The sequence below is a fragment of the Pseudonocardia sp. genome, from assembly GCF_025965585.1.
Taxonomy (GTDB): Bacteria; Actinomycetota; Actinomycetes; order Mycobacteriales; family Pseudonocardiaceae; genus Pseudonocardia.
Genome location: NZ_JAOPWR010000202.1, coordinates 19,869 through 40,741 on the forward strand (window position 1 = coordinate 19,869; position 20,873 = coordinate 40,741).

Annotated in this window: 20 protein-coding genes and 1 pseudogene; 4 read left to right on the plus strand and 17 right to left on the minus strand. The window is 72.0% G+C overall.

The genetic code is table 11. The features are described from left to right. Positions 1 to 53: 53 nt before the first annotated feature. Positions 54 to 1,157 (plus strand): phosphoribosylformylglycinamidine cyclo-ligase, encoded by a 1,104-nt coding sequence (purM, locus tag JWR81_RS12995; protein WP_297650996.1) that lies wholly within the window; start codon positions 54 to 56, stop codon positions 1,155 to 1,157. Here purM and JWR81_RS13000 read toward each other — a convergent pair. The 4 genes and pseudogenes from JWR81_RS13000 to JWR81_RS13015 form a co-directional block, all read right to left on the minus strand. Beyond that, the gene (locus tag JWR81_RS13000) at positions 1,154 to 1,840 is read right to left on the minus strand and encodes an NUDIX domain-containing protein (RefSeq protein WP_297650998.1); all 687 of its coding nucleotides are present in this window, start codon (positions 1,838 to 1,840) and stop codon (positions 1,154 to 1,156) included. The two genes, purM and JWR81_RS13000, sit on opposite strands and share 4 nt — an antisense overlap. A 502-nt stretch (positions 1,841 to 2,342) precedes the next feature. Further along, positions 2,343 to 3,331: pseudogene (locus JWR81_RS13005) on the minus strand (Gfo/Idh/MocA family oxidoreductase). A 115-nt stretch (positions 3,332 to 3,446) separates the two neighbouring features. Continuing rightward, positions 3,447 to 4,211, minus strand: a complete 765-nt coding sequence (locus JWR81_RS13010) for an SDR family oxidoreductase (protein WP_297651000.1) — start codon at positions 4,209 to 4,211, stop codon at positions 3,447 to 3,449. Continuing rightward, positions 4,208 to 5,332 carry a phytanoyl-CoA dioxygenase family protein gene (locus JWR81_RS13015; protein ID WP_297651003.1) on the minus strand — a complete coding sequence of 375 codons (1,125 nt, stop codon included), beginning with the start codon at positions 5,330 to 5,332 and terminating at the stop codon, positions 4,208 to 4,210. Before JWR81_RS13015 ends, JWR81_RS13010 begins: the two co-directional genes overlap by 4 nt. A gap of 72 nt (positions 5,333 to 5,404) precedes the next feature. On the opposite strand from JWR81_RS13015, the gene JWR81_RS13020 reads away from it, so the two are divergent. Next, a complete protein-coding gene (locus tag JWR81_RS13020) occupies positions 5,405 to 6,481 on the plus strand; it encodes a LacI family DNA-binding transcriptional regulator (RefSeq protein WP_297651005.1) in 1,077 nt (358 codons plus the stop codon). Positions 6,482 to 6,621: 140 nt separating this feature from the next. Further along, positions 6,622 to 7,395 (plus strand): VOC family protein, encoded by a 774-nt coding sequence (locus JWR81_RS13025; protein ID WP_297651007.1) that lies wholly within the window; start codon positions 6,622 to 6,624, stop codon positions 7,393 to 7,395. 3 nt (positions 7,396 to 7,398) lie between these two features. Here the strand turns inward: JWR81_RS13025 and JWR81_RS13030 are convergent, their stop codons facing one another. From JWR81_RS13030 to JWR81_RS13040, 3 genes are read right to left on the minus strand one after another with little or no spacing between them, the layout of a single operon-like run. Next, positions 7,399 to 8,391: a sugar phosphate isomerase/epimerase gene (locus tag JWR81_RS13030; protein WP_297651009.1), complete on the minus strand. Its 993-nt coding sequence runs from the start codon at positions 8,389 to 8,391 to the stop codon at positions 7,399 to 7,401. Beyond that, positions 8,388 to 9,317: a PDR/VanB family oxidoreductase gene (locus JWR81_RS13035; RefSeq protein ID WP_297651065.1), complete on the minus strand. Its 930-nt coding sequence runs from the start codon at positions 9,315 to 9,317 to the stop codon at positions 8,388 to 8,390. Before JWR81_RS13035 ends, JWR81_RS13030 begins: the two co-directional genes overlap by 4 nt. A 2-nt stretch (positions 9,318 to 9,319) precedes the next feature. Then, complete coding sequence (locus JWR81_RS13040) at positions 9,320 to 10,549, minus strand: cytochrome P450 (protein WP_297651011.1); 1,230 nt, start codon at positions 10,547 to 10,549, stop codon at positions 9,320 to 9,322. A gap of 49 nt (positions 10,550 to 10,598) precedes the next feature. On the opposite strand from JWR81_RS13040, the gene JWR81_RS13045 reads away from it, so the two are divergent. Next, on the plus strand, positions 10,599 to 11,597 hold the full coding sequence (locus JWR81_RS13045; protein WP_297651013.1) for a LacI family DNA-binding transcriptional regulator: 999 nt from the start codon (positions 10,599 to 10,601) through the stop codon (positions 11,595 to 11,597). Between the two features lie 186 nt (positions 11,598 to 11,783). On the opposite strand, the gene JWR81_RS13050 is transcribed toward JWR81_RS13045, so the two are convergent. From JWR81_RS13050 to JWR81_RS13095, 10 genes are all read right to left on the minus strand, one after another. Next, a complete protein-coding gene (locus tag JWR81_RS13050) occupies positions 11,784 to 11,936 on the minus strand; it encodes a hypothetical protein (RefSeq protein ID WP_297651015.1) in 153 nt (50 codons plus the stop codon). Positions 11,937 to 12,104: 168 nt separating this feature from the next. Next, on the minus strand, positions 12,105 to 13,118 hold the full coding sequence (locus JWR81_RS13055) for a Gfo/Idh/MocA family oxidoreductase (protein ID WP_297651020.1): 1,014 nt from the start codon (positions 13,116 to 13,118) through the stop codon (positions 12,105 to 12,107). Between the two features lie 34 nt (positions 13,119 to 13,152). Beyond that, positions 13,153 to 14,028 (minus strand): sugar phosphate isomerase/epimerase, encoded by an 876-nt coding sequence (locus JWR81_RS13060; RefSeq protein ID WP_297651022.1) that lies wholly within the window; start codon positions 14,026 to 14,028, stop codon positions 13,153 to 13,155. After that, positions 14,025 to 15,023: a Gfo/Idh/MocA family oxidoreductase gene (locus JWR81_RS13065; RefSeq protein WP_297651024.1), complete on the minus strand. Its 999-nt coding sequence runs from the start codon at positions 15,021 to 15,023 to the stop codon at positions 14,025 to 14,027. Before JWR81_RS13065 ends, JWR81_RS13060 begins: the two co-directional genes overlap by 4 nt. After that, on the minus strand, positions 15,020 to 15,886 hold the full coding sequence (locus JWR81_RS13070) for a sugar phosphate isomerase/epimerase family protein (protein WP_297651026.1): 867 nt from the start codon (positions 15,884 to 15,886) through the stop codon (positions 15,020 to 15,022). Before JWR81_RS13070 ends, JWR81_RS13065 begins: the two co-directional genes overlap by 4 nt. Continuing rightward, complete coding sequence (locus tag JWR81_RS13075) at positions 15,886 to 16,899, minus strand: Gfo/Idh/MocA family oxidoreductase (RefSeq protein ID WP_297651028.1); 1,014 nt, start codon at positions 16,897 to 16,899, stop codon at positions 15,886 to 15,888. The genes JWR81_RS13070 and JWR81_RS13075 overlap by 1 nt, the downstream gene beginning before the upstream one ends. A 46-nt stretch (positions 16,900 to 16,945) precedes the next feature. Continuing rightward, positions 16,946 to 17,761 carry an ATP-binding cassette domain-containing protein gene (locus JWR81_RS13080; RefSeq protein ID WP_297651030.1) on the minus strand — a complete coding sequence of 272 codons (816 nt, stop codon included), beginning with the start codon at positions 17,759 to 17,761 and terminating at the stop codon, positions 16,946 to 16,948. 7 nt (positions 17,762 to 17,768) lie between these two features. Then, positions 17,769 to 18,833, minus strand: a complete 1,065-nt coding sequence (locus JWR81_RS13085; protein WP_297651035.1) for an ABC transporter permease — start codon at positions 18,831 to 18,833, stop codon at positions 17,769 to 17,771. Positions 18,834 to 18,897: 64 nt separating this feature from the next. Continuing rightward, positions 18,898 to 19,893, minus strand: a complete 996-nt coding sequence (locus JWR81_RS13090; protein ID WP_297651037.1) for a substrate-binding domain-containing protein — start codon at positions 19,891 to 19,893, stop codon at positions 18,898 to 18,900. 58 nt (positions 19,894 to 19,951) lie between these two features. After that, positions 19,952 to 20,872, minus strand: a complete 921-nt coding sequence (locus JWR81_RS13095; RefSeq protein WP_297651039.1) for a TIM barrel protein — start codon at positions 20,870 to 20,872, stop codon at positions 19,952 to 19,954. Position 20,873: the final 1 nt, after the last annotated feature.

Consider the following 20,873-nt stretch of genomic DNA (forward strand, 5'->3'; position numbering starts at 1 on the left):
TCCGCCTTCGGCGGCCACCGCCGACACCACGATCCCCGGGAGCCCTACCGACCATGTCCCCGACCACCGCGAGTCCCGAGGGTGCGGGCGCCAGCTATGCGTCCGCCGGAGTGGACATCGAGGCCGGTGAGCGTGCGGTCGACGCGTTCCGGCCGTTCGCCGAGAAGGCGTCCCGTCCCGAGGTGATGGGGGGTATCGGCGGGTTCGCCGGCCTGTTCGCCCTCAAGATCGGCAAGTACACCGAGCCGGTGCTCGCCTCGTCCACCGACGGTGTGGGCACCAAGGTCGCCATCGCGCAGGCCATGGACAAGCACGACACCATCGGCCTCGACCTCGTCGCGATGGTGGTCGACGACCTCATCGTCTGCGGGGCGGAGCCGCTGTTCCTGCAGGACTACATCGCCGTCGGCAAGCTCGTGCCCGAGCACGTGGCGATGGTGGTCAAGGGCATCGCCGAGGGCTGCCAGCTCGCCGGCTGCGCGCTGCTCGGCGGCGAGACCGCCGAACACCCCGGGATGATGGAGGACGGCGGCTACGACGTCTCCGCCACCGGCGTGGGCATCGTCGAGGCCGACGCGATGCTGCGGCCCGACCGTGTCCGCCCCGGTGACGTGCTGGTCGCGATGGGGTCGTCCGGCCTGCACTCCAACGGATACTCGTTGGCCCGGCACGTGCTGCTCGACATCGCGCGGATGCCCCTGGAGGGGCACGTCGAGGAGTTCGAGCACACACTCGGCGAGGAGCTGCTCGTCCCCACCACGATCTACGCCCGCGACTGCCTGGCCCTGGCCGCCGAGACCGGCGTTCGCACGTTCGCCCACATCACCGGCGGCGGGCTCGCGCGCAACCTCGAGCGCGTCCTGCCCGCCGGCCTGGAGGCCGTGGTCGAGCGCAACACCTGGACCCCCGCACCGGTGTTCAAGCTGATCGCCTCCCGCGGCCGCGTCGAGCGTGCCGAGATGGAGAAGACGTTCAACATGGGCGTCGGGATGGTGGCGGTGCTGCCCGCCGACGACGTCGACCGCGCGCTGGCGATGCTCACCGCCCGCCACGTCCCGGCGTGGGTGCTGGGCGAGGTGCAGCGGGCGGGCGATCAGCCGGCGCCCACGGGCATCGGCGCGCGGGTGCACCTGGAAGGCGAGCACCCCCGCTTCTAGTCCCCCCGCAGCATCGGGGGGTACAGGCTCGTCGCCGCGCCCCGCCGGAACAGCTGCGCCGGGCGGCCGCGGCCGGTGCCCACCGTCTCGGCCGTCGGGATGAGGAAGTCGGGGGTGCTGGTGACCTTGCGCTGGAAGTTGCGCGGGTCCAGCTCCGTGCCCCACACCGCCTCGTAGACGCGGCGCAGCTGCGACACCGTGAAGGCCGGCGGGCAGAAGGTGGCGGCCAGCGTCGTGTACTCGAGCTTGGCCCGCGCCCGCTCGACCCCCTCGGCGAGGATCCGGTCGTGGTCGAACGCCAGGCCCTCCACCGCGGCCACCGGGTGCCAGGCGCTGACGACGGCGTCGGACCCGGCCTGCGGCTCGGGCAGGTCGGGCACCAGCGCGAGGTGGCCCACCGACAGCACGCGCCCGCGCGGGTCGCGGCCGGGCGCGGCGAAGCTCGCGAGCTGTTCGAGATGGTGGCCGGTGATCGTCAGCCCGGTCTCCTCGACGAGCTCGCGGACGGCGGCGTCGAGCAGGTCCTCGTGCGGGAGCACGAACCCGCCCGGCAGCCCCGGCTCGCCGGCGAACGGCGGGACGCCGCGCCGGACGAGCAACGTCGACAGCTCCCCGTCCCGGACGGTGAGGATCACCAGGTCGACGGCCACGGCGAACAGGTTGCCCCGCACAGAACCCCTCACATGTCACCTCGACGAGAACTGGCCCGCCGGTTTATCGTCATGCTGACGAGATCGAAGACTACGGAAAGCGGCGACGGCAGAGATCACCGGGGGGCCTGTTCCTGCGCGCCCTGCACAGCGGACCGGCGAGCCGGGGCACCTGACGGAGATCGGCCGACCGACGATCAGCCGATGTCCTGACGGGCCTGGTCGCGCAGCCGGCGGTCCCCCGAGGAGCGGTCAGGGAAGACCGCCGCGCACTGGTGCTGCGCCCGACCGGACTCATTGAACCCTCGCGCCCCGATCACCCCACGCCCGCGGGTCGGGATCCCGCGGCGCGCACAGCGCCCGGAGTCGACGGTGGCGTCGGCGCACTGCCGTCGACCGGTCGGCGCCCGACCTCACTCTGCCGCCTCCCGCAGCAGACCGACCAGCTCCTCGTCGTCCAGGTCGATCCGCCGCCCCGCCTCCACCAGCCGCCGCGGTACCGAGCGGCACCGCGGCCGCGTCCTCCGGCTCGCCCTCAGCTCACCTCGTCGATCCGGACCGGACGGTGCTGGTGCAGCGACAGCGTCGCGGCCTCCGCGATGCGGGCCACCGCCACCGCGTCCGCCACGGTGCACGGCGACGGCCCGCCGGCCACGACGTCGGTGAACGCGGCGAGCTCGGCCCGGAACGCGGCGGCGAGGCGGTCCATGAAGAACCCGTGCGGCGGCCCGGCGGGGAACGTGACGCCGGGCTGCGTGGAGCGCAACGGCAGCCCGTCGTCGAGACCGGCGGCGACGCTGTCGAGCGATCCGTGCACCTCCAGCCGGACGTCGTAACCGCGGGCGTTGTGGCGGCTGTTGGAGACGACGCCGATCGTGCCGTCGTCGAGCGTGAGCAGGACCGATGCCGACGCGACGTCGTCCATCTCGGCGAGAACGCCTCACCCCGGTTGGCTCCCACGGCATAGACCTCCACCACCTCGCAGCCGGTGACCCAGCGGACCGCGTCGAAGTCGTGCACCGAGCAGTCGCGGAACAGCCCACCCGAGGTCGCGATGTAGGACGCGGGCGGTGGGGCCGGGTCGAGCGTGGTGGAGCGGACGGTGTGCAGCCTCCCCAGCTCCCCGCTGACTACGGCGGCGCGGGCACCGAGGAACGCGGCGTCGAAGCGGCGCGGGTAGCCGATCTGCACGACGGCGTCCCCGACCCGGCGGGCGACGGTCACGGCGTCGGCGAGGTTGCCGGCCAGCGGCTTCTCGCAGAACACCGGCAGCCCGGCCTCCACGGCGGCCAGCAGCAGCGCGGGGTGGGCGGCGGTGGCGGCAGCGATCAGCACCCCGTCGACGCCGGCGGCGAACAGCTTCTCCGGCGAGTCGACAGCCTCGGCGCCTACGCGCGCGGCGACGGTGGCGCTCACGACCGGGTCGGCGTCGGTGACCACGAGCGAGTCGACGCGGTCGAGGTCGGTGAGCGTCTGCGCGTGAAAGGCGCCGATCCGGCCGAGGCCGACGAGTCCGAGTCGCATGGGTGTCCGTTCGGTGAGGAGGGTGCCCCGCGTGGGAGGGGACGTGACGGGACTCGGCGTCCGGCCGGCCCGATGGTGTGCACCTCACGTGGGGCGCCGTCGGTGGAGGGAGCTGTCAGTCGAGGCCGCCGAAGACGTTCTGGTCCCAGTCGATGACCGAGCCGGTCACCACGCCGCTGCGGGCGCTGAGCAGGAAGACGACGAAGTCGGCGATCTCGTCGACCTGTCCGAGCCTGCCCATCGGCACCCGCGCCGAGGCCTGGTCGAGCCAGGTGTCGTCGGCGTCGTGGAAGGCGCGCTGGGTGGCGTCCTCGCCCTCGGTGGCGGTCCAGCCGATGTCGAGGCCGTTGATGCGGATGCGGTCGAAGCGGTGGGCGTGGGCGGCGTTGCGGGTCAGGCCGGCGAGCCCGGCCTTGGCCGCCACGTACGGCGCCAGGTACGACTGCCCGCCCAGCTCCGACGACGAGATGATGTTGACGATCGACCCGGGTGCCCGGCGCGCCAGCATGTCCCGCACCGCCGCCTGCATGACGAAGAACGGTGCGCGCAGGTTGACCGCGACGTGCCGGTCGAACAGCTCGGGAGTGGTGTCGAGCAGGGTGCCGCGGTCGGTGAGCCCCGCGGAGTTGACCACGGCATCGACGCGGCCGAACTCGGCGATGACTGCGGCGACGGACGCCTGGGCCTGGGCCACATCGGCGACGTCGGCCCGGACGAAGAACGCGCCCACGTCGGCGGCGACCTTCGCGCCGAGCTCGTCGCGCCGTCCGGTTATCGCGACGGTGGCGCTCTCCCGCACGGCCGCCCGCGCGACCCCGGCCCCGACCCCCTGGGTCCCGCCCGACACCAGCACGACCTGCCCGTCGAGCAGCCCGGTCACGCCGTCGCCCCCTTCGCGGCGTCCGCGTCGAGGGCCGACCAGAACGTCGTCTCGTCCCAATCCTCCGCCAGGGCCCGGCGCACCAGGTCGGCCTGGGTGGGCGGGGCGAGGCCGTCGACCGGCTGGTCGCGGTCGAGGTTCGTGGGGAACGCGTAGCCGTCCGCGGCGGCGGCGATCGCGTGCTCGGGGTGCGTATGCGTGCGCAGAGCCTGGTAGACGGCCGCGCACACGCGCGTCCGGTCGACGGCGTCCATCGCGCGGCCGAACGCCGAGGAGACCTGCAGCAAGTTGGCCATCCGGTGGATGTCCGCCGAGCGGTTGGTGCCCGCGCCGTGGATCACCGCCGGGTTGAAGAACGCCGCGTCGCCCTTCCGCAACGGCAGCTGGACGTGGTGGTGGTCGAAGTAGGCGCGGAACTCCGGCCGGTTCGTGGCCAGGTAGCCGGGGCCGTACTTCTGCGAGTGCGGCAGGTACAGCGTCGGCCCGCTCTCCAGCGGCATGTCGGAGTGCGCCACCGCGCCCTGCAGCGTCAGCACGGGGGAGAGCCGGTGGACGTGCTCGGGGTACTGCTCGATGACGTCGGGGGCGAGGAACCCGAGGTGATAGTCGCGGTGCCCGACCTGGGCCTTCCCGCCGGGGTTCACGACGTTGACCTGCGAGGTCACCTGGTAGCCCGGGCCCAGCCACGCGTGGGACACCAGGGCGATCACGTCGTTCGCGTAGTACTCCACGAACACCTCGGGCGCGTGGACCGCGAGCTTCTCCAGCGCGTTCCAGATGCGGTCGTTCGAGCCCGGGGTGGCGAAGTGGTCGCCCGCCACCGCGCCGCTTGCGCGCTGCGCGGCGATGAGCTCGTCGAACGCCGCGGTGGCGCGGTCCACCACGGAGGTGTCCGGGAACGCTCCGCGGATCACGACCACCCCGGGCCCGTCGGTGAACGCGCGCACGAGCTCCTCGGGCGGGGCGGCGCGCAGCCCGTCGGCGTCGTAGACGAGCACCTCCTGCTCGACGGCCGAGGCGTGCGGGAAGTCGGCGAGGTCGGTTCGCTCGGACAGGACGGCCTGCAGGTCGTCGATGCGGCAGCCTGCCTCCGTCCACCTGCTGCTCAGCGTCTGTGCCATGCGTCGACGGTAGGAGCTACAGTCCCCGCTGATCCGCCAGAAACCCTTCAAAAAACCTTCATCGAGGTGTCCGTGGGCCACCCTCATCCGCTCCGCGAGATCGCCCGCCAGGCCGGGGTCAGCGAGTCCACCGTCGACCGGGTGCTCAACGGGCGCGGCGGCGTGCGCGCGGGCACGGCCGAGACCGTGCGACAGGCGATCGCGGACCTCGACCGCCAGCGCACCCAGGTGCGGTTGACCGGTCGCACGTTCCTCGTCGACCTCGTCATGCAGGCGCCCGACCGCTTCTCCTCCGCCGTGCGCGCTGCCCTCGAGGCCGAGCTGCCCTCGCTGCGGCCTGCGGTGTTCCGCGCCCGGTTCCACCTGCGGGAGACCGCGCCCGTCGAGGAGATCGTCGCGATCCTGGACGGCGTCGGCCGCCGCGGCTCGCAGGGCGTGGTGCTCAAGGCACCCGACGTCCCGGAGGTCAGCGAGGCGGCGGCGCGGCTGGTGTGCGCAGGGATCCCGGTGGTCACGCTCGTCACCGACCTGCCCGCGAGCGGTCGGCAGGCCTACGTCGGCATCGACAACCGCGCCGCCGGCGCCACGGCTGCGTACCTCGTCGGGCAGTGGCTCGGGCGCGATCCCGGCGACGTGCTGGTGACGCTGTCCCGCACGTCGTTCCGCGGAGAGGAGGAGCGGGAGATGGGCTTCCGCGTGGCGCTGCGCGAGCGCGATCCCGGCCGCGCGGTCGTCGTCCTCACCGAGACCGACGGGCTCGACGCCACCATGCGCGACCGGGTGGCGGACGCGCTCGACCGGCATCCCGGGATCCGCGCGGTGTACTCGGTGGGCGGCGGGAACATCGCGATCCTCGACGCGTTCGCCGCACGGGGCCGGGAGTGCGCGGTGTTCGTCGCCCATGACCTCGACGGCGACAACACCCGCCTGCTCCGGGCCGGCAGGGTCTCCGCGGTGCTGCACCACGATCTCGCGCAGGACGTCCGCCGGGCCGCTCACGTGATCATGCAGGCGCACCGCGCCCTGCCCGGTGGGATCCTGACGTGGCCGTCGAGCATCCAGGTGATCACGCCGCACAACACCCCGTCCGCGCCCCCGCCCGGCCAGTGGCCCACGACCGCCGGGCCCGCGGCACGCCCCCCACGGTGATCAAGGCCTCGATGTCGCTCCGGAAGATCCACTGACGACATCCGCGCCTTGGTCGTCAAGGGGGTGTGGCGCCCGCGATGAGTTCCGGGGCTCGGCCCGGTCTACCGGTCGTACATCTCACCCCGACCGAGGAGCTCCTCATGCCCGCTCGCCCCGCCGCCCCCGCCGGAACGCCCGTCTGGATCGACCTGTTCAGCTCCGACGCCGCCCAGGCCGAGCAGTTCTACGGCGCCGTGCTCGGCTGGGAGGCCCAGCACACCGGCCCCGACTTCGGCGGCTACATCAACTTCACCCGCAACGGCGCGATGGTCGCCGGGATGATGCACAACGACGGCACGGCAGGCACCCCGGACATGTGGAACACCTACCTTTCCGTGCCCGACGCAAAGGCCACGACCGAGGCCGCGCGGGCCGCGGGCGGCCAGGTCCACATGGAGGCCATGCAGGTCATGGACCTGGGCACGATGGGCATGGTCGCCGACACCGGCGGCGCGGCCATCGGGCTATGGCAGCCCGCCGCGCACGTCGGCTACCAGATCTTCGGCGAGCACGGTGCGCCGTGTTGGCACGAGCTGCACACCCGCCACTACGACGCGGTGCTCGACTTCTACCGCGCCACCTTCGGCTGGACCACCCAGGTCATGAGCGACAGCGGCGACTTCCGCTACACCCAGGTCATGGTCGACGGCGAGGCCTACGCCGGCGTCATGGACAGCTCCGCGTTCCTCCCCGAGGGCATGCCCTCGACCTGGCAGATCTACTTCGGTGCCGTGGACGTCGACGCCACCGTCGCGCAGGTGGTGGAGCTGGGCGGGCAGGTCGTGCAGCCCGCGGAGGACTCGCCGTTCGGCCGCATGGCCGGCGTCACCGATCCGACGGGCGCGTTCTTCAAGCTCGTGAGCGTCCCCGCCTGAGGATCAACGGCCCGAGGCGGCGAGGAGGGTCTGCGCGGCGAACCGCAGGCCCTCCAGCTGCCCGAGCTCGGCGTCCTCGTGCTCGATGTTGACCGCCATGGTCGGGTCGATCTTCTCGATCGCCGCCAGGAAGTCGGCCCAGAACGCCACGTCGTGCCCGCGGCCGACGGCCACGAAGTCCCACGAGGACTGCTCCGGCCAGCGGCTCAACGTGTACCTCCCGCCGAGGGAGATCGCGGCCGGGTCGTCGCGCCCGACGCGGCCGAACCGGTCGTCGAGCACGCCGTTGACCTTCGCGTTCTCGTTGATGCGGGTGTCCTTGGCGGCAGCGTTGTAGACGAGCCCCCCGAGCGCGCCCAGCGCGGTGACGGGGTCGATGCCCTGCCAGAACAGGTGGCTCGGGTCCATCTCCGCGCCGACGTGCGTGGCATCGATCTCCTCGGCGAGCCGCAGCATCGTGGCCGGGTTGTAGACCACGTTGTGCGGGTGCATCTCGATGCAGACCTTGACGTCGGCGTCGGCGGCGCGGGCCTGCACGTCACGCCAGTAGGGGATCGCCACCTCGTTCCACTGGTAGTCGCGGGCGTCGAGGTAGGACGAGTCCCACGGCAGCACCGACCACGCCGGGAGCGTCGCGCGGGCGTCGGTGCCGGGCAGCCCGGACATCGTCACCACGCGCCGGACGCCCAGCAGCGCCGCCAGCTCGATCGCGTCGAGCACGTCCTGGCCGTGCTTGCCGCGCACCTCCGGGTCCTGGTGCAGCGGGTTGCCGTTGCAGTTCAGGGCGGTCAGCGTCATGCCGTGCTCGGCGAAGACGCCGAGGTACTCGGCGCGGGCGTCGGCGCTGCTCCGGACGTCGGCGATCGGCAGGTGCGGGGCCGGCAGGAAGCCACCGGAGTTGATCTCGGCGGACTCCAGGCCCATCCCCCTCAGGATCGCCAGCGCCGCGGGCAGGGGCTTGTCGTGCAGGACGGCGGTGTAGGCCCCGAGCTTCACAGGTCCAGCACCAGACGTGCGCAGCTCGCGCGGGAGACACAGATCATCATGCAGTCGCCTTCGGATTGTTCGTCGGTGGTCAGGACGGAGTCGCGGTGGTCGATCTCGCCGTCGAGCACGGCGGTCTCGCACGTGCCACAGGTGCCCTCGCTGCACGACGACAGCACGGTCACCCCGGCCTCCTCGACGACGTCGAGGATCGAGCGGTCCGCCGGCACGGTCAGGGTGACGCCGCTCTGCGTGAGCTCCACCTCGAACGACGTGCTCGCCCCCGCCACGGGCTTGGGCGCGAACCGCTCCACCCGCAGCGACCCCGCCGGCCAGCTCGCACACCGCTCCTCGACGGCGGCGAGCAGCGGCTCGGGCCCGCAGCAGTAGACCAGCGTGTCGGCCCGCGGCTCGCCGAGCAGGGCGTCGAGGTCGAGCAGGCCGGTCTCGTCCTGGGGCGCGACGGTGACGCGGGGGTCGGGCTGCAGCGCGTCGAGGAACGCCATCGACGTCCGGGTGCGGCCGCCGTAGACGAGCCGCCAGTCGGCGCCTGCGGCGTCGATCATCGGCAGCAGCGGGGTGATCCCGATCCCGCCGGCGATGAAGAGGTAGCTCGGCGAGGGCAGCAGCGGGAAGTGGTTGCGTGGGCCGCGGACCCGGACGGTCGCCCCCGGCAGCAGCTCGTCGTGCACGAAAGCCGATCCGCCGCGTCCGTCGGGCTCGCGGAGGACGCCGATCCGCCAGACGCCCTCGTCGGCCGGGTCGCCGCAGAGCGAGTACTGGCGAGGGCCCTCGGGCGTGACCAGGTCGACGTGCGCGCCGGGCTCCCAGGGCGGCAGGTCGCCGCGCAACGTCAGCACGACGACGCCGTCGGCGGCCTCGTGGCGGTCGCCGACGACCGCGGTGGTCTCGACCTCGGCAAGGGCTCCGGCCGTCAGGGTCACGATGCGCTCCCGGGGGTGAAGGAGACGGGCAGGCGGTCGAGCACGCGCATGTTGGGCGTGGAGCGGTACTGCACGAGCGGGCCGGAGATCGCGTAGTCGCCGAGCCGCGGCAGCGCGACCTCCAGCGCGACGCGGGCCTCCAGCCGGGCCAACGGCGCGCCGAGGCAGCCGTGCAGTCCCTCGCTGAAGGACATGTGCCGCTTGGGGGCGCGGAAGACGTCGAAGCGGTCGGGGTCGTCGAACTGGCGCTCGTCGCGGTTGGCGGAGCCGTGGATCAGGAACACCCGCTGCCCGGCCGGGATCGTGACGCCGTGCAGTTCCACGTCGCGGGTGGTGGTGCGGCCCGAGACCTGCAGCGGGGCGTCGAAGCGCAGGGCCTCCTCGACAGCGGCGGGGATCCCGGAGGGGTCCTCGACGAGGGCCCGGCGCTGGTCGGGGTGCAGGGCGAGCTCCCGGAACGCCGTGGACAGCAGCGCCGACGTGCTCTCCACCCCGGCCATGAACAGCACGAACGCCAGCCCGACGATCTCGGAGTCCCGGTCGATGGTCGGCGGGGCGAACGGCGTGCTCTCGTGGTCCTCGACGGACGCCGTGGCCAACGTCGAGAGGAGGTCCTCGCGCGGCGAGCGGCGTCGCTCGGTGAGCACCGCGGCCAGGTAGTCCTTCGTGTTGTGCAGCGCGTCCCACGCGACGGGGGTCAGGCGCGGGTCGTCGTTCTCGCGGTCCTTGAGCCCATGCGACCAGCGGACGAGGTCCTCGCGGTCGGAGCCGGTGACGGGGAGCCCGAGCACGTCGAAGAAGACGGCGTAGGGGATGGGCCAGGAGAGGTCCTGGGCGATGTCGGCCTCGCCCTCGTCCGCGAAGCGGTCGACCAGCCCGGTGATCACCCGGCGGACGTCGTCCTCGAGCTTGGCGATCGTGCGCGGCAGGAACGAGCGCTGCACGATCCTCCGCAGCTGGTCGTGGCGGGGGTTGTCGACGTCAGGCAGGAAGCCGGGCGAGCTCATGTCCTTGGCGGTGTCGTCGATGTCGATGCCCTCGAACGACAGGAAGGTCTCGTGGTCGCGCGCCGCGCCGCGGACGTCCTCGAAGCGCGACAGCGCCCAGAAGCCCCACTTCTCCGAACGGTAGACGGGCGCGTGGTCGCGCAGCTGTCGGTAGACGAGCCAGGGGTCCGCCTTGAAGGCGGCCGAGTACGGGTCGTACACGACGGTGTCGGTGAGCATCAACGCCTCCGGTCTTAAAGCGCTTTAATGACGGGTACTATCCGAGCCTGTGACGGGTTCTGTCAAGAGGCCGCGGCTGGAGGACGTGGCCGCGGACGTCGGCGTGTCGACGGCGTCGGTGTCGCTCGTGCTGCGTGGCGTCGCCGGTCCCAGCGCCGAGACGCGCGAACGCGTGCTGGAGGCGGCGTCGCGTCTGGGCTACCGGCCCGACCGCACCGCGAGCCTGCTCGCCAGGCGGCGCACCCACCTGATCGGCGTCCCGGTGTCACTCCGCGACGCCTACCGCGCCGAGCTCGCCGAGGAGGTGCAGGTCGCGGCCGACCGGCGCGGCTACACCGTCGCGCTGAGCGCGATCACTCCCGTCCACGACGAGCAGCGGGTGGTCGAGACCCTGCTCGACCTGCGCTGTGAGGCCCTGATCCTGCTCTCTCCGGACCTGCCGCCCGCGGCGCTCGCCGCCCTCGGCGCCCGCATCCCGCTCGTGGTGGTGGGCCGGCGCGTCGAGCCCGCCGGGTTCGACGTCGTCCGCGCGGCCGACGACGAGGGCATCGGCGCCGCCGTGGACCACCTCGTCGCGCTCGGCCACCGTGATCTCGTGCACGTCGACGGCGGTGACGCTCCGATGGCCGCCGACCGCCGCTCCGGGTTCCGGGCCGCTCTGGAGCGCCACGGCCAGGAGGGGCGGATCGTGCCCGGCGGATACGTCGAGGAGGCGGGCGCCCAGGCGGCCCGCACCCTGCTCGACGGGCCTGCCCTGCCCACGGCTGTGATCGCGGCCAACGACCGCAACGCCGTCGGCCTGCTCGACGTGTTCATCCGGGCGGGCGTGCGGGTGCCCGAGGACGTGTCCGTGGTCGGCTACGACGACGGGGAGCTCGCGCGGCTCACCCACATCGACCTGACGACCGTCAGCCAGGAGGCGGGGGAGCAGGCGCGGCAGGCGGTGGCGGCGGCGCTGGAGCGCCTCGACGGCGACCGCCGGGCCGGGGTGGAGGTGGTGCTGCCACCGCGCCTGGTGGTGCGCGGGACGACGGGCCCCGCACGCTGATCGTCAGGGGGCGTGCCCGCGGCGCCGCCCTCCCCGCCGTCGAGCAGATACGACGCGTTCGAGGCCCGCATTGCCGTCGGGAGGCGGAGGGCGCGGCCTCCCCCGCCGCTGATCACGGCCGCACGGTCGTTGCTGGAGATCAACGGGCGACCATGTCGCCGTGATCGGCGTCGCGGGGCGGCTGCCTCAGCTCGCGCGCCGGGGCTCGCGCGGGGAGTTCGGGTTCCGGCCGAGCTGGCGCATCTGCTCCGCGATGGCCGCCTCGACCGCCGCGTGGACGGCGGCGGGTGAGACGTCCGGGTCGACCATGCGGGCCGCAGCCAGCGATCGGGATGACACGGCTATGTTGATCATTTCGATCGCCTCCTCAGGGCGTCGGGCGGAGCGGCCATTCGGCGGTACCCCGTCGGTCTCGTCACGCTCTCAACGCGACGGTAACCCTCCGGTATGCCCGCGCGCCATCATCCCGCGGGCCACATTTCCCTCACCGGCGGGACAGGGTTTCTCTCACCGGCTGGACAGGGTCGTGCGAGGTCGCGGGGCGAAGCCGGCGGCCCGGTAGACGGCCTCGATCAACTCCGCGGTGTCCACGGCGTCGTCGACGTCGAGCGGGAACGGGGCTCCGTCGCGCAGGTGCGCGCGGACCGCCTCCAGCTGGTAGAGGTAGGTCGAGCGGGTGCCGAGATGCTCGGTGCGCTCGCCGCCGGCGCAGGCCACGACGATCCTGTCGTCGCGCTGGGGGAGCACGACGTTCATCGCGGTCGCCTCCCCGCGGTCGCCGACCACCCGGCAGGTGATGCACCAGTCCGCCGCGGCCATGTCGCAGTGGGCCTCGCCCGTGGCGCCGCCGGGGAAGGCCAGCTGCGCGGTGATCCGCTCGTCGACGCCCGGGCGCCCGGCCCGCTCCTCACCGGTGGCCGACACGACCTGCGGCGCCCCGCCGGCCCACCGCGCGAACATCCGGTGGCAGTGCAGCGCGTAGCAGCCCAGGTCCATCAGCGCGCCGCCGGCGAGATCGAGCGACCAGCGCGGGTCGTCGGCGGGCGGGGCGGGCATGGTGAACCGCGACTCGATGCGTCGCAGCTCGCCGAGCTCCCCGGAGTCCACCAGCGCCTGCAGGCGCTGCAGCACCGGATGGTGCACGTAGTGGAAGCCCTCCAGCACCGTGACACCCGCCGCGACGGCCGCGTCGCGCACCTCCCGCGCCTCCTCGGCGTCGCTCGCGAACGGCTTCTCCGAGAGCACGTGCTTGCCCGCCGCGACGGCGGCGAGGTTCCACGGGCCGTGCAGGCTGTTGGCCAGCGGGTTGTAGACGATCTCCACGTCCGCGTCGGCGATCACGTCGGCGTAGGAGGAGAGCACCCGCTCGACGCCGTGCTCGGCCGCGAAGGCCTGCGCCCGCCGCGGGTCCCGTGCCGCCACGGCGACGAGCCGGTCACCGGTGGCGTGCGCGGGGTCGACGATCGCCTGCTCCGAGATGCGCGCCGCACCCAGGACACCGATGCGCAGCGGCTCCGTCATGACGCCTCCGCGCAGGAGCGCACGTCGGCGGTGGTCACACCGCACCCCGCAGGATCGTGCGCAGCTCCTCGACGCTGGTGCGCACGTCCGTCAGCGGGCCCTCGCCCGACGGCTCCTCGGTGAGGATCGTGTCCTGCTCCAGCACGTACCAGCCGCCGTAGCCGTGGCCGCGCAGGTGCCCGACGATCGCGGCGAAGTCGACGTCGCCCCGGCCCACCGGCCGGTACATGCCCGCTCGCACGGCCTCGGTGTAGGTCCGCCGGCCGTCCTGCACCTGCTTGGCCAGGCCGGCGTCCACATCCTTGATGTGGGTGTGCGCGACGCGCTCGGGGGCCTGGCGGGTGAGCTCGGCGGGGTCGGTGCCGCCGATGAGCAGGTGGCCGGTGTCGAGACACAGCGCCACCGACGAGCCCTCGAGCACGCGCTGCACCTCCTCGCCGTTCTCCACCATCGTCCCGACGTGCGGGTGCAGCACCGCCTTCACCCCGTGCTCGGCGGCCATGGCCGAGAGCCGGTCGAGGTTCGTCAGCAGCGTGCGCCAGCCGGCGTCGTCCAGCTCGGGACGGGCGTCGTAGCCCTCGAGCCCGCTGACGGCCGAGAGGACGAGCGTGTCCGAGCCCGTGGACGCATACGTCCCCAGCAGCTTCTCGACCGCGGGCACCGGGTCGTGGCCGGGCACGTGCAGCAGCAGCGGGGTGAAGCCGCCGATGGCCTGCAGGTGGTGCCCTGCGAGGACCTCGCGGGGGTCCTCGGGGAGGAAGCCCTCGGGCCCGAACTCCGTGGCGGCCAGCCCCACGTCCTGCATCTCGGCGAGCACCCGCGACGGCGGCAGCTGGTAGCCCCAGCCGGGCACCTCGCAGACGCCCCAGGAGATGGGGGCTCCGGCGATGCGGTCGGTCGGGCCGGTCATACGAATACCTCCGGGGAGACGGGCCGCCCGGTCCGCCAGGACTCGTCGGCGGCCAGGGCCAGGTCGAACGCGGCGAGCGCGTCGCGGCCGGTCACAGGGGGAGGGGTGCCGTCGCGGACGGCACGCGCGAACGCGTCCAGCTCCGCGGCGTACGCCCAGGGGTAGCGCTCCTCGAAGTCGCGTGCGATGTCCCGCGACGCGAGCCCGGGCGTACGCCACTCGACGCCGCGCACGTGGGGCGCGTCGATCCGCGCGGTGGCCAGGGTGCCCATGACCTCGGTGGAGCACTCGTAGCCGTACCGGGCCGACCGGCTGTTGTCGATCACGCCGAGCGCGCCGTTCGCGAAGCGCAGCACGACGACCGCGGTGTCGATGTCGCCCAGCGCGGCGAACGCCGGGTCGGACGCGGCGCCGTGCGCGTGCACCTCGACGACCTCGCCCACCAGCCACCGGGCGACGTCCAGGTCGTGCACGGTGACGTCGAGGAAGAACCCGCCCGAGCCGGAGAGGAACGCGGGGTTCGGTGCCGCCATGTCGCGCAGCGACGTGCGGAAGAAGGTGACCTCGCCCAGCTCGCCGGCGTGGATCCGTGCGGCGGCGGCCGCCCAGTCGGGGTCCGACCGGCGGTGGAACCCGACCTGGAACACCACGCCCGCCGCCTCGACCGCGTCGAGGGCGGCTACGGTGGTGGCCCGGTCCAGCGAGATCGGCTTCTCGCAGAACACGTGCTTCCCCGCGGCCGCGGCGATGGTGGTGAGCGGTGCGTGCGTGCCGGTGGGCGAGGCGATCGCGACGGCGTCGACGCGGTCGAGCAGCTCCTCGTAGGACGCCGTCCAGGGCACGTCGAGCTCCGCGCCGACGGCCCGCGCCGCGTCCGGGTCGGCGTCGTACACGCACGCCAGCCGGGCCGTGGAGCAGCGCCCGGCGAGCGCGGCGGCGTGGATCCGGCCCATCCGCCCCAGCCCGGCCAGCCCGACTCCCACCTGCCCCGTCACGACGCCAGCTCCGCGGTGACCCGCTCCAGCATCCGCCGGTGGATGTCGTCGGCGGTCTCCTCCCAGCCGAACACGCAGACCGTGGCGATGCCGTCGAACTCCATCTCGCGCAGGGTCGAGAAGAACTCGTCCCACGGCACCTCGCCGTGGCCGATCTCGCTGTGCTGGTGGATGCGGGCGTCCACACCGGGCGGGTTGAGGATGTAGCGGTTGCCCACGTTCGCGCGGTGGTTGTAGCAGTCGGCGACGTGGACGTGCTTCAGCTTGGACCCGGCGTAGCGCATCATCCGGCTCACGTCGCCCACCCCGTCGGAGAGGTGGAACGCGTGCGGGGCGCAGAAGACGTAGTTCACCCACGGCTTGTCGAGCCCGCGGATGATCTGCACCGCGTCGTCGTTGGTCTCGGAGAAGTCGTACGGGTGGGCCTCGATGTTCAGCCCGATCCCGTAGCTCTCGAAGACCGGCGCCAGCTCCTCCATGGACCGGTAGAACGCGTGCTCGGAGCGCCTCGCGTCGTTGGGGTCGCCGGACAGCTCGGAGTTGACCACCGTGCACCCCAGCTCCGCGGCGATCTCCAGCAGCCGCCGCCAGTTGCGCACCTGGGCCTGGCGCTCCTGCTCGTCCGGGGACGACCAGTCGAACACCGGCACCAGCGTCGCGATCTCCACGCCGGTCTCGGCACAGGCCTTGCGGACCTCGGCGATCGCCTCGCGGTCGGCCTTCGGGTAGCGGTGCCAGAAGAACCAGTCGGCCCGTGGCGAGAGCTCAAGGTGCCGGTAGCCCAGCTCGGCGGCCTTGTGCACCTCCTCGGCCACGGACAGCTCCGCGTGGTACATCGCGGGGTCGAGGGCGATCTTCAGCATCACAGCGCCTTGTAGAGGTCGGGCTTCTCCCGCAGGACGACGGGCTCGCGCGTGCCCGAGCGCAGCGCCGCCAGCCCCGTGTCGCAGACGACGGTGGCCGCGTAGCCGTCCCACGCCGACGGGCCGGTGGTGCCACCCGCCGTCACGGCGTCGATCCACGCCTGGAACTCGGCGTCGAACGCCAGCACGAACCGCTCGCGCCAGTCCTCCGGCACTCGCGCGGAGACGCTGCCCGCCCGCTTGACGAGCGCGCCCGCCGACTCGGTCAGCTCCACGGTGCCGTCCTCGCAGACGACCTCGCCGCGGATGTCGTAGGCGAAGCCGGCGTTCACCGACGCCTCGACGTCCACGAGCACGCCGGAGGACATCTCCAGCAGCACGAGCAGCGGGTCGTTGAAGCCTTCCCGCGCCTTGGACGAGCGGCGCGGCTTGAGGACCGTGACCGCGGCGATCTCCTCGTCGAACATCCAGCGCGCCACGTCGATGTCGTGCACGGTGGAGTCGTTGATGATCATGTCGCTGGTGAAGAAGTCGGGCACCGACGGATTGCGGTGCGCCGCGTGCATGAGCAGCGGCTCGCCGATCTCCCCGCCGGTGACGACGGCCTTCATCGCCCGGTACTGTGCGTCGTAGCGGCGCATGAAGCCCACCGACACGAGCCGGCGGCCGGCGGCGAGCTCGGCGTCGACGATGCGGTCGCACGCCTCGCGGGTGGTGGCCAGCGGCTTCTCGCAGAACACCTGCTTGCCCGCCGCGATGCAGGCCTGCACGTACTCCTCGTGCGTGGGCCCCCAGGAGGTGACGACGACGGCGTCGACACCCGGATCGGCGATCAGCGCGGCGCCGCTCTCGTGGAGCATGGCGCCGGGCAGGTCGTCCGCGACCGTCCGGGCTCGGTCGAGGTCCACGTCCGTGACGGCGCTGACGCGCACCCCGGACAGGACATGCGTGAGCCGGCGGATGTGGTCCTGGCCGATCATGCCCACGCCGATGACGCCGACGTTGAGTGTCACGTCGAATGCTCCTTGTTCGCAGATTGTGGGACGCGCAGAGAGGGGTCTAGCGCTTGAGTTCGTGCTGGAGCTGCTCGAGCTCCTGGCCGCCGGCCATCTGGGTGGTGAGCTCCTCGAGGCTGACCTCGGAGCGCTTCTTGTCGAGCACGCAGCGGCCCAGCTTCAGGATGATGAAGTGGTCGCCGACCATGTAGGCGTGGTGCGGGTTGTGGGTGATGAACACGACGCCCAGCCCGGCGTCGCGGGCGGCGGCGGTGTACTTGAGCACCACGCCCGACTGCTTGACGCCCAGCGCGGCCGTGGGCTCGTCGAGGATCAGCACGCGGGCGCCGAAGTACACGGCCCGCGCGATCGCGACGCACTGGCGCTGTCCGCCGGAGAGCGTGCCGATCGGCTGGTTGATGTCCTTGACGTTGATGCCCATCTTCTTGAGCTCGTTGTCCGCGATCTCCCGCATGCCCTTGATGTCGAGCGGGGCGCCCGGGTACTTGCCGTTGCGGATCTCGGAGCCGAGGAAGAAGTTGCGCCAGACCTCCATGAGCGCCACCACCGCGAGGTCCTGGTAGACCGTGGCGATCCCGTGGTCGAGTGACTCGCGCGGCGACGAGAACTGCACCTGCGCGTCGTCGACCTTCAGGGTGCCCTCGGTGTGCGGGTGCAGGCCGGAGATGATCTTGATCAGGGTCGACTTGCCGGCGCCGTTGTCGCCGAGGACGCAGGCCACCTCGCCCGCGTTGACCCTCAGGTTGATGCCCTCGAGCGCGCGGATCGCCCCGTAGGCCTTGCCGATGTTCTCCATCTGGACGAGCGGCGTGCCGGCGTGCAGGTCCGGTGCTGCGTGCTCCGCAATCGTGTCGGTCATGGTCACGTCACCTCCGTTGGCTGGCGTAGTTCTTGACGTACAGGTTGACGAGCACGGCGAGCAGCAACATGGCGCCGAGGAAGGCCTTGAACCAGTTCGGGTCCCAGCCCGCGAAGACGATGCCCTGGGTGACCATGCCGAAGATGAAGGCACCCAGCGCCGAGCCGATGGCGGATCCGTAGCCGCCGGTCAGCAGCGCGCCACCGACGACGGCGGCGATGATGTAGATGAACTCGTTGCCGACGCCCTGGCCGGCCTGCACCGTGTTGAAGTTGAACAGCAGGTGCTGGCCGAGGAACCACGCCAGGAACGCGACGCCCATGAACAGGCCGATCTTGACCTTGGGCACGGGCACGCCGACGGCGCGGGCGCTGTCGGCGTTGCCGCCGGAGGCGAAGATCCAGTTTCCGGTGCGGGTACGCAGCAGGATCCAGGTCGCGACGGCGACGAACACCAGCCACCACACCACGGTGATCTTGAGCGTGATGAAGCCGAGGTTCAGGTCGCTGGCGAAGATCGCGTGCGCCGACGAGAAGCCGTCGAGCCCGCTGATGTCGGTGGTGGCCACCGTGCCGGTGATGAGCTTGGTGACGCCGAGGTTGACGCCCTGCAGCACGAAGAACGTGCTCAGGGTGATGAGGAAGCTCGGGATGCCGGTCCGCACCACCAGGTAGCCGTTGACGAACCCGATCATCAGCGCGATCACCAGGCTGATGAGCACGCCGACCCAGGCGTTCAGGCTGAACTGGTAGGAGATCATGGCCGACGCGAGCGCCGCGGTGGCCACGGCGACACCGGCCGAGAGGTCGAACTCCCCGCCGATCATGAGCAGGGCGACGGCGACGGCGACGATGCCGATGGTCGAGCTCGCGTAGAGCACCGTCGACAGGGCCGGGAGGGTGCGGAAGGGCGGGGCGATCACGAAGAAGAAGATGAAGATCGCGATTGCGGCGGCGAGCGCTCCGATCTCCGGGCGGCCGAGCAGGCGCGACACCAGTGAGCGCTGTACTCGCGCCGGTTCGGTGGTGGTCGGCGGTTGTGGCGGCGGCGATGTCGTCACGGCTGAGCTCATGACTGGCTCCAGGGGTGGGCGGTGTCGGGGGGAGCAGGGGACCCGCTCCCCCCGACGGGTGGAACTAGCGGGTGTTGTTGTTCGCGTAGGTCACGATCTTGTCGATGTTGGACTTGTCGACGAACGACGGTCCGGTCAGCACGGGCTTCCCGCCGCCGATGTCGTTGCCGTTGGTCAGGTTCAGCCAGAGCGACTGGACGGCCATGTAGCCCTGGACGTAGGGCTGCTGGTCGATCGAGAAGGCGATCGAGCCGTTCTGGATGTCCTTGGCCACGTCGGCGTTGAGGTCGAACGTGACGATCTGGGCCTTGCTGCTCGTGCCCTGCTTGGACTGCAGCGCGGCCAGTGCGATCGGGGCGCCGAGGGTGACGACGTAGGTGATCGACGGGTCCTGCTGCAGCTTGGCGTTGATCGTCTGCTGGACCGACGGCAGGTCGGTGCCGTTGACCTGAAGGTTCTCGGTGTTCGGGAAGGTCTTCTTCACACCGGCGCAACGCGCCTCGAGCGCGACGCTGCCCTGCTCCTGGACGACGCAGAGCGCCTTGCCGCCACCGGCGGCCATCATCTTCGTGCCCGCGGTCTGGCCGGCGAGGTCCTCGTCGGAGCCGAAGTACATCGAGATGCCGTACTTCTGGTAGTCGCTGATGCCCGAGTTGAACGCGACGGTGGGAATGCCCGCCTGCACGGCCTTCTGGGCGGCGGGCCCGACCTGGTTGGCGTAGGCGAGGGTGACGGCGATGCCGTCGACCTTGCTGTCGATCGCGTTCTGCACGAGCGTGGCCTGCTGGCCCGCGTCGTTGTTGTTCGAGTACTTCAGGTTGACGTTGAGCTCCTTGGCCGCCTCCTGGGCGCCCGCGCGGACCTTGTCCCAGAACGAGTCTCCGGGAGCCTCGTGCGTGACCATCGCGATCGTGTACTGCTTGCCGCCGGCACCGCCGACGGCGGGCCCGCTGTTGCCGGCAGTCTGGTTAGCGCCGCCAGAGCTGCTGCACGCAGCCAACGCCACGCTGAGCGCGCCGGCGACGGCAAGGGCGCGCATCACCTTCCGGGTACTCCTCATCGAGCATTCCTCTCTTCGGTGCTGCTGCCGTCCGGGGGGCCGGCTGCAAGTTCGGGGATCAGTACGGCCAGCGCCGCGTCGGGCCGAGGCCGCAGCCGGCGAAGTAGCCGGCCGTACGCGCCCCGATCGGGAGCGGGATGTGCGGCTCGACGGGATAGAGGTCCTGCTCGACGATGGTGAACAGGTCGGTGTCGATCGCGGCGAGGGCGTCGAGCAGCGGGGGCATCTCGGGGACGCCGTAGGGGGGCTCGCACATCACGCCGAGCGGCACGGCCTCGGCGAGCGAGAGCTTCTCCTCGGCCACGCGGCGCCGGATCGCGGGATCCACCTGCTTGAGGTGCACGTAGCGGATCCGTTCCGGGAAGCGCTCGATGATGGCGATGTTGTCGCCGTCGCAGTAGGAGATGTGCCCGGTGTCGAGGCAGAGGTTGACGTACCGCGGGTCGGTGTCGGTCAGGAAGCGCCCCACACGCTGCTGCGTGTCGACGTGGGTGTCGGCGTGCGGGTGGAACACGAGGTCCACGCCGTACTCCTCGAAGAGGATCTTCCCGAGCCGGTCGTAGCCCGTGGCGAGGTTCTTCCACTGCTCGGGGTCGATCTCGGCACTCTCCAGCAGCGAACCGCCGTGCATGTCCGTGTACTGCTCGGGCAGCAGCACCAGGTGCCGGGCGCCGAGCGCGGTGAGGAGCCTCGACTCCTTGCCGCACGCGGCGACCGCGTCGTCGAGGGCCTCGGCGCCGCGGTGCAGGCCCGCGAAGATGGTGCCGCCGGCCAGCTTCAGGCCGCGGGAGTCCAGCTCGTCGCGCAGCTGCGAGGGGTCCTGCGGCATGAAGCCGGACGGCCCGAGCTCCGTCCAGGAGTAGCCGGCCTGCCCGATCTCGTCGAGATACTGCTTCCAGCCGACCTGGTGGTCGTCCTCGGGGAACCAGACGCCCCAGGAGTCGGGGGCCGTGCCGAGAGTGAGCTTGTCGAGGTTCACG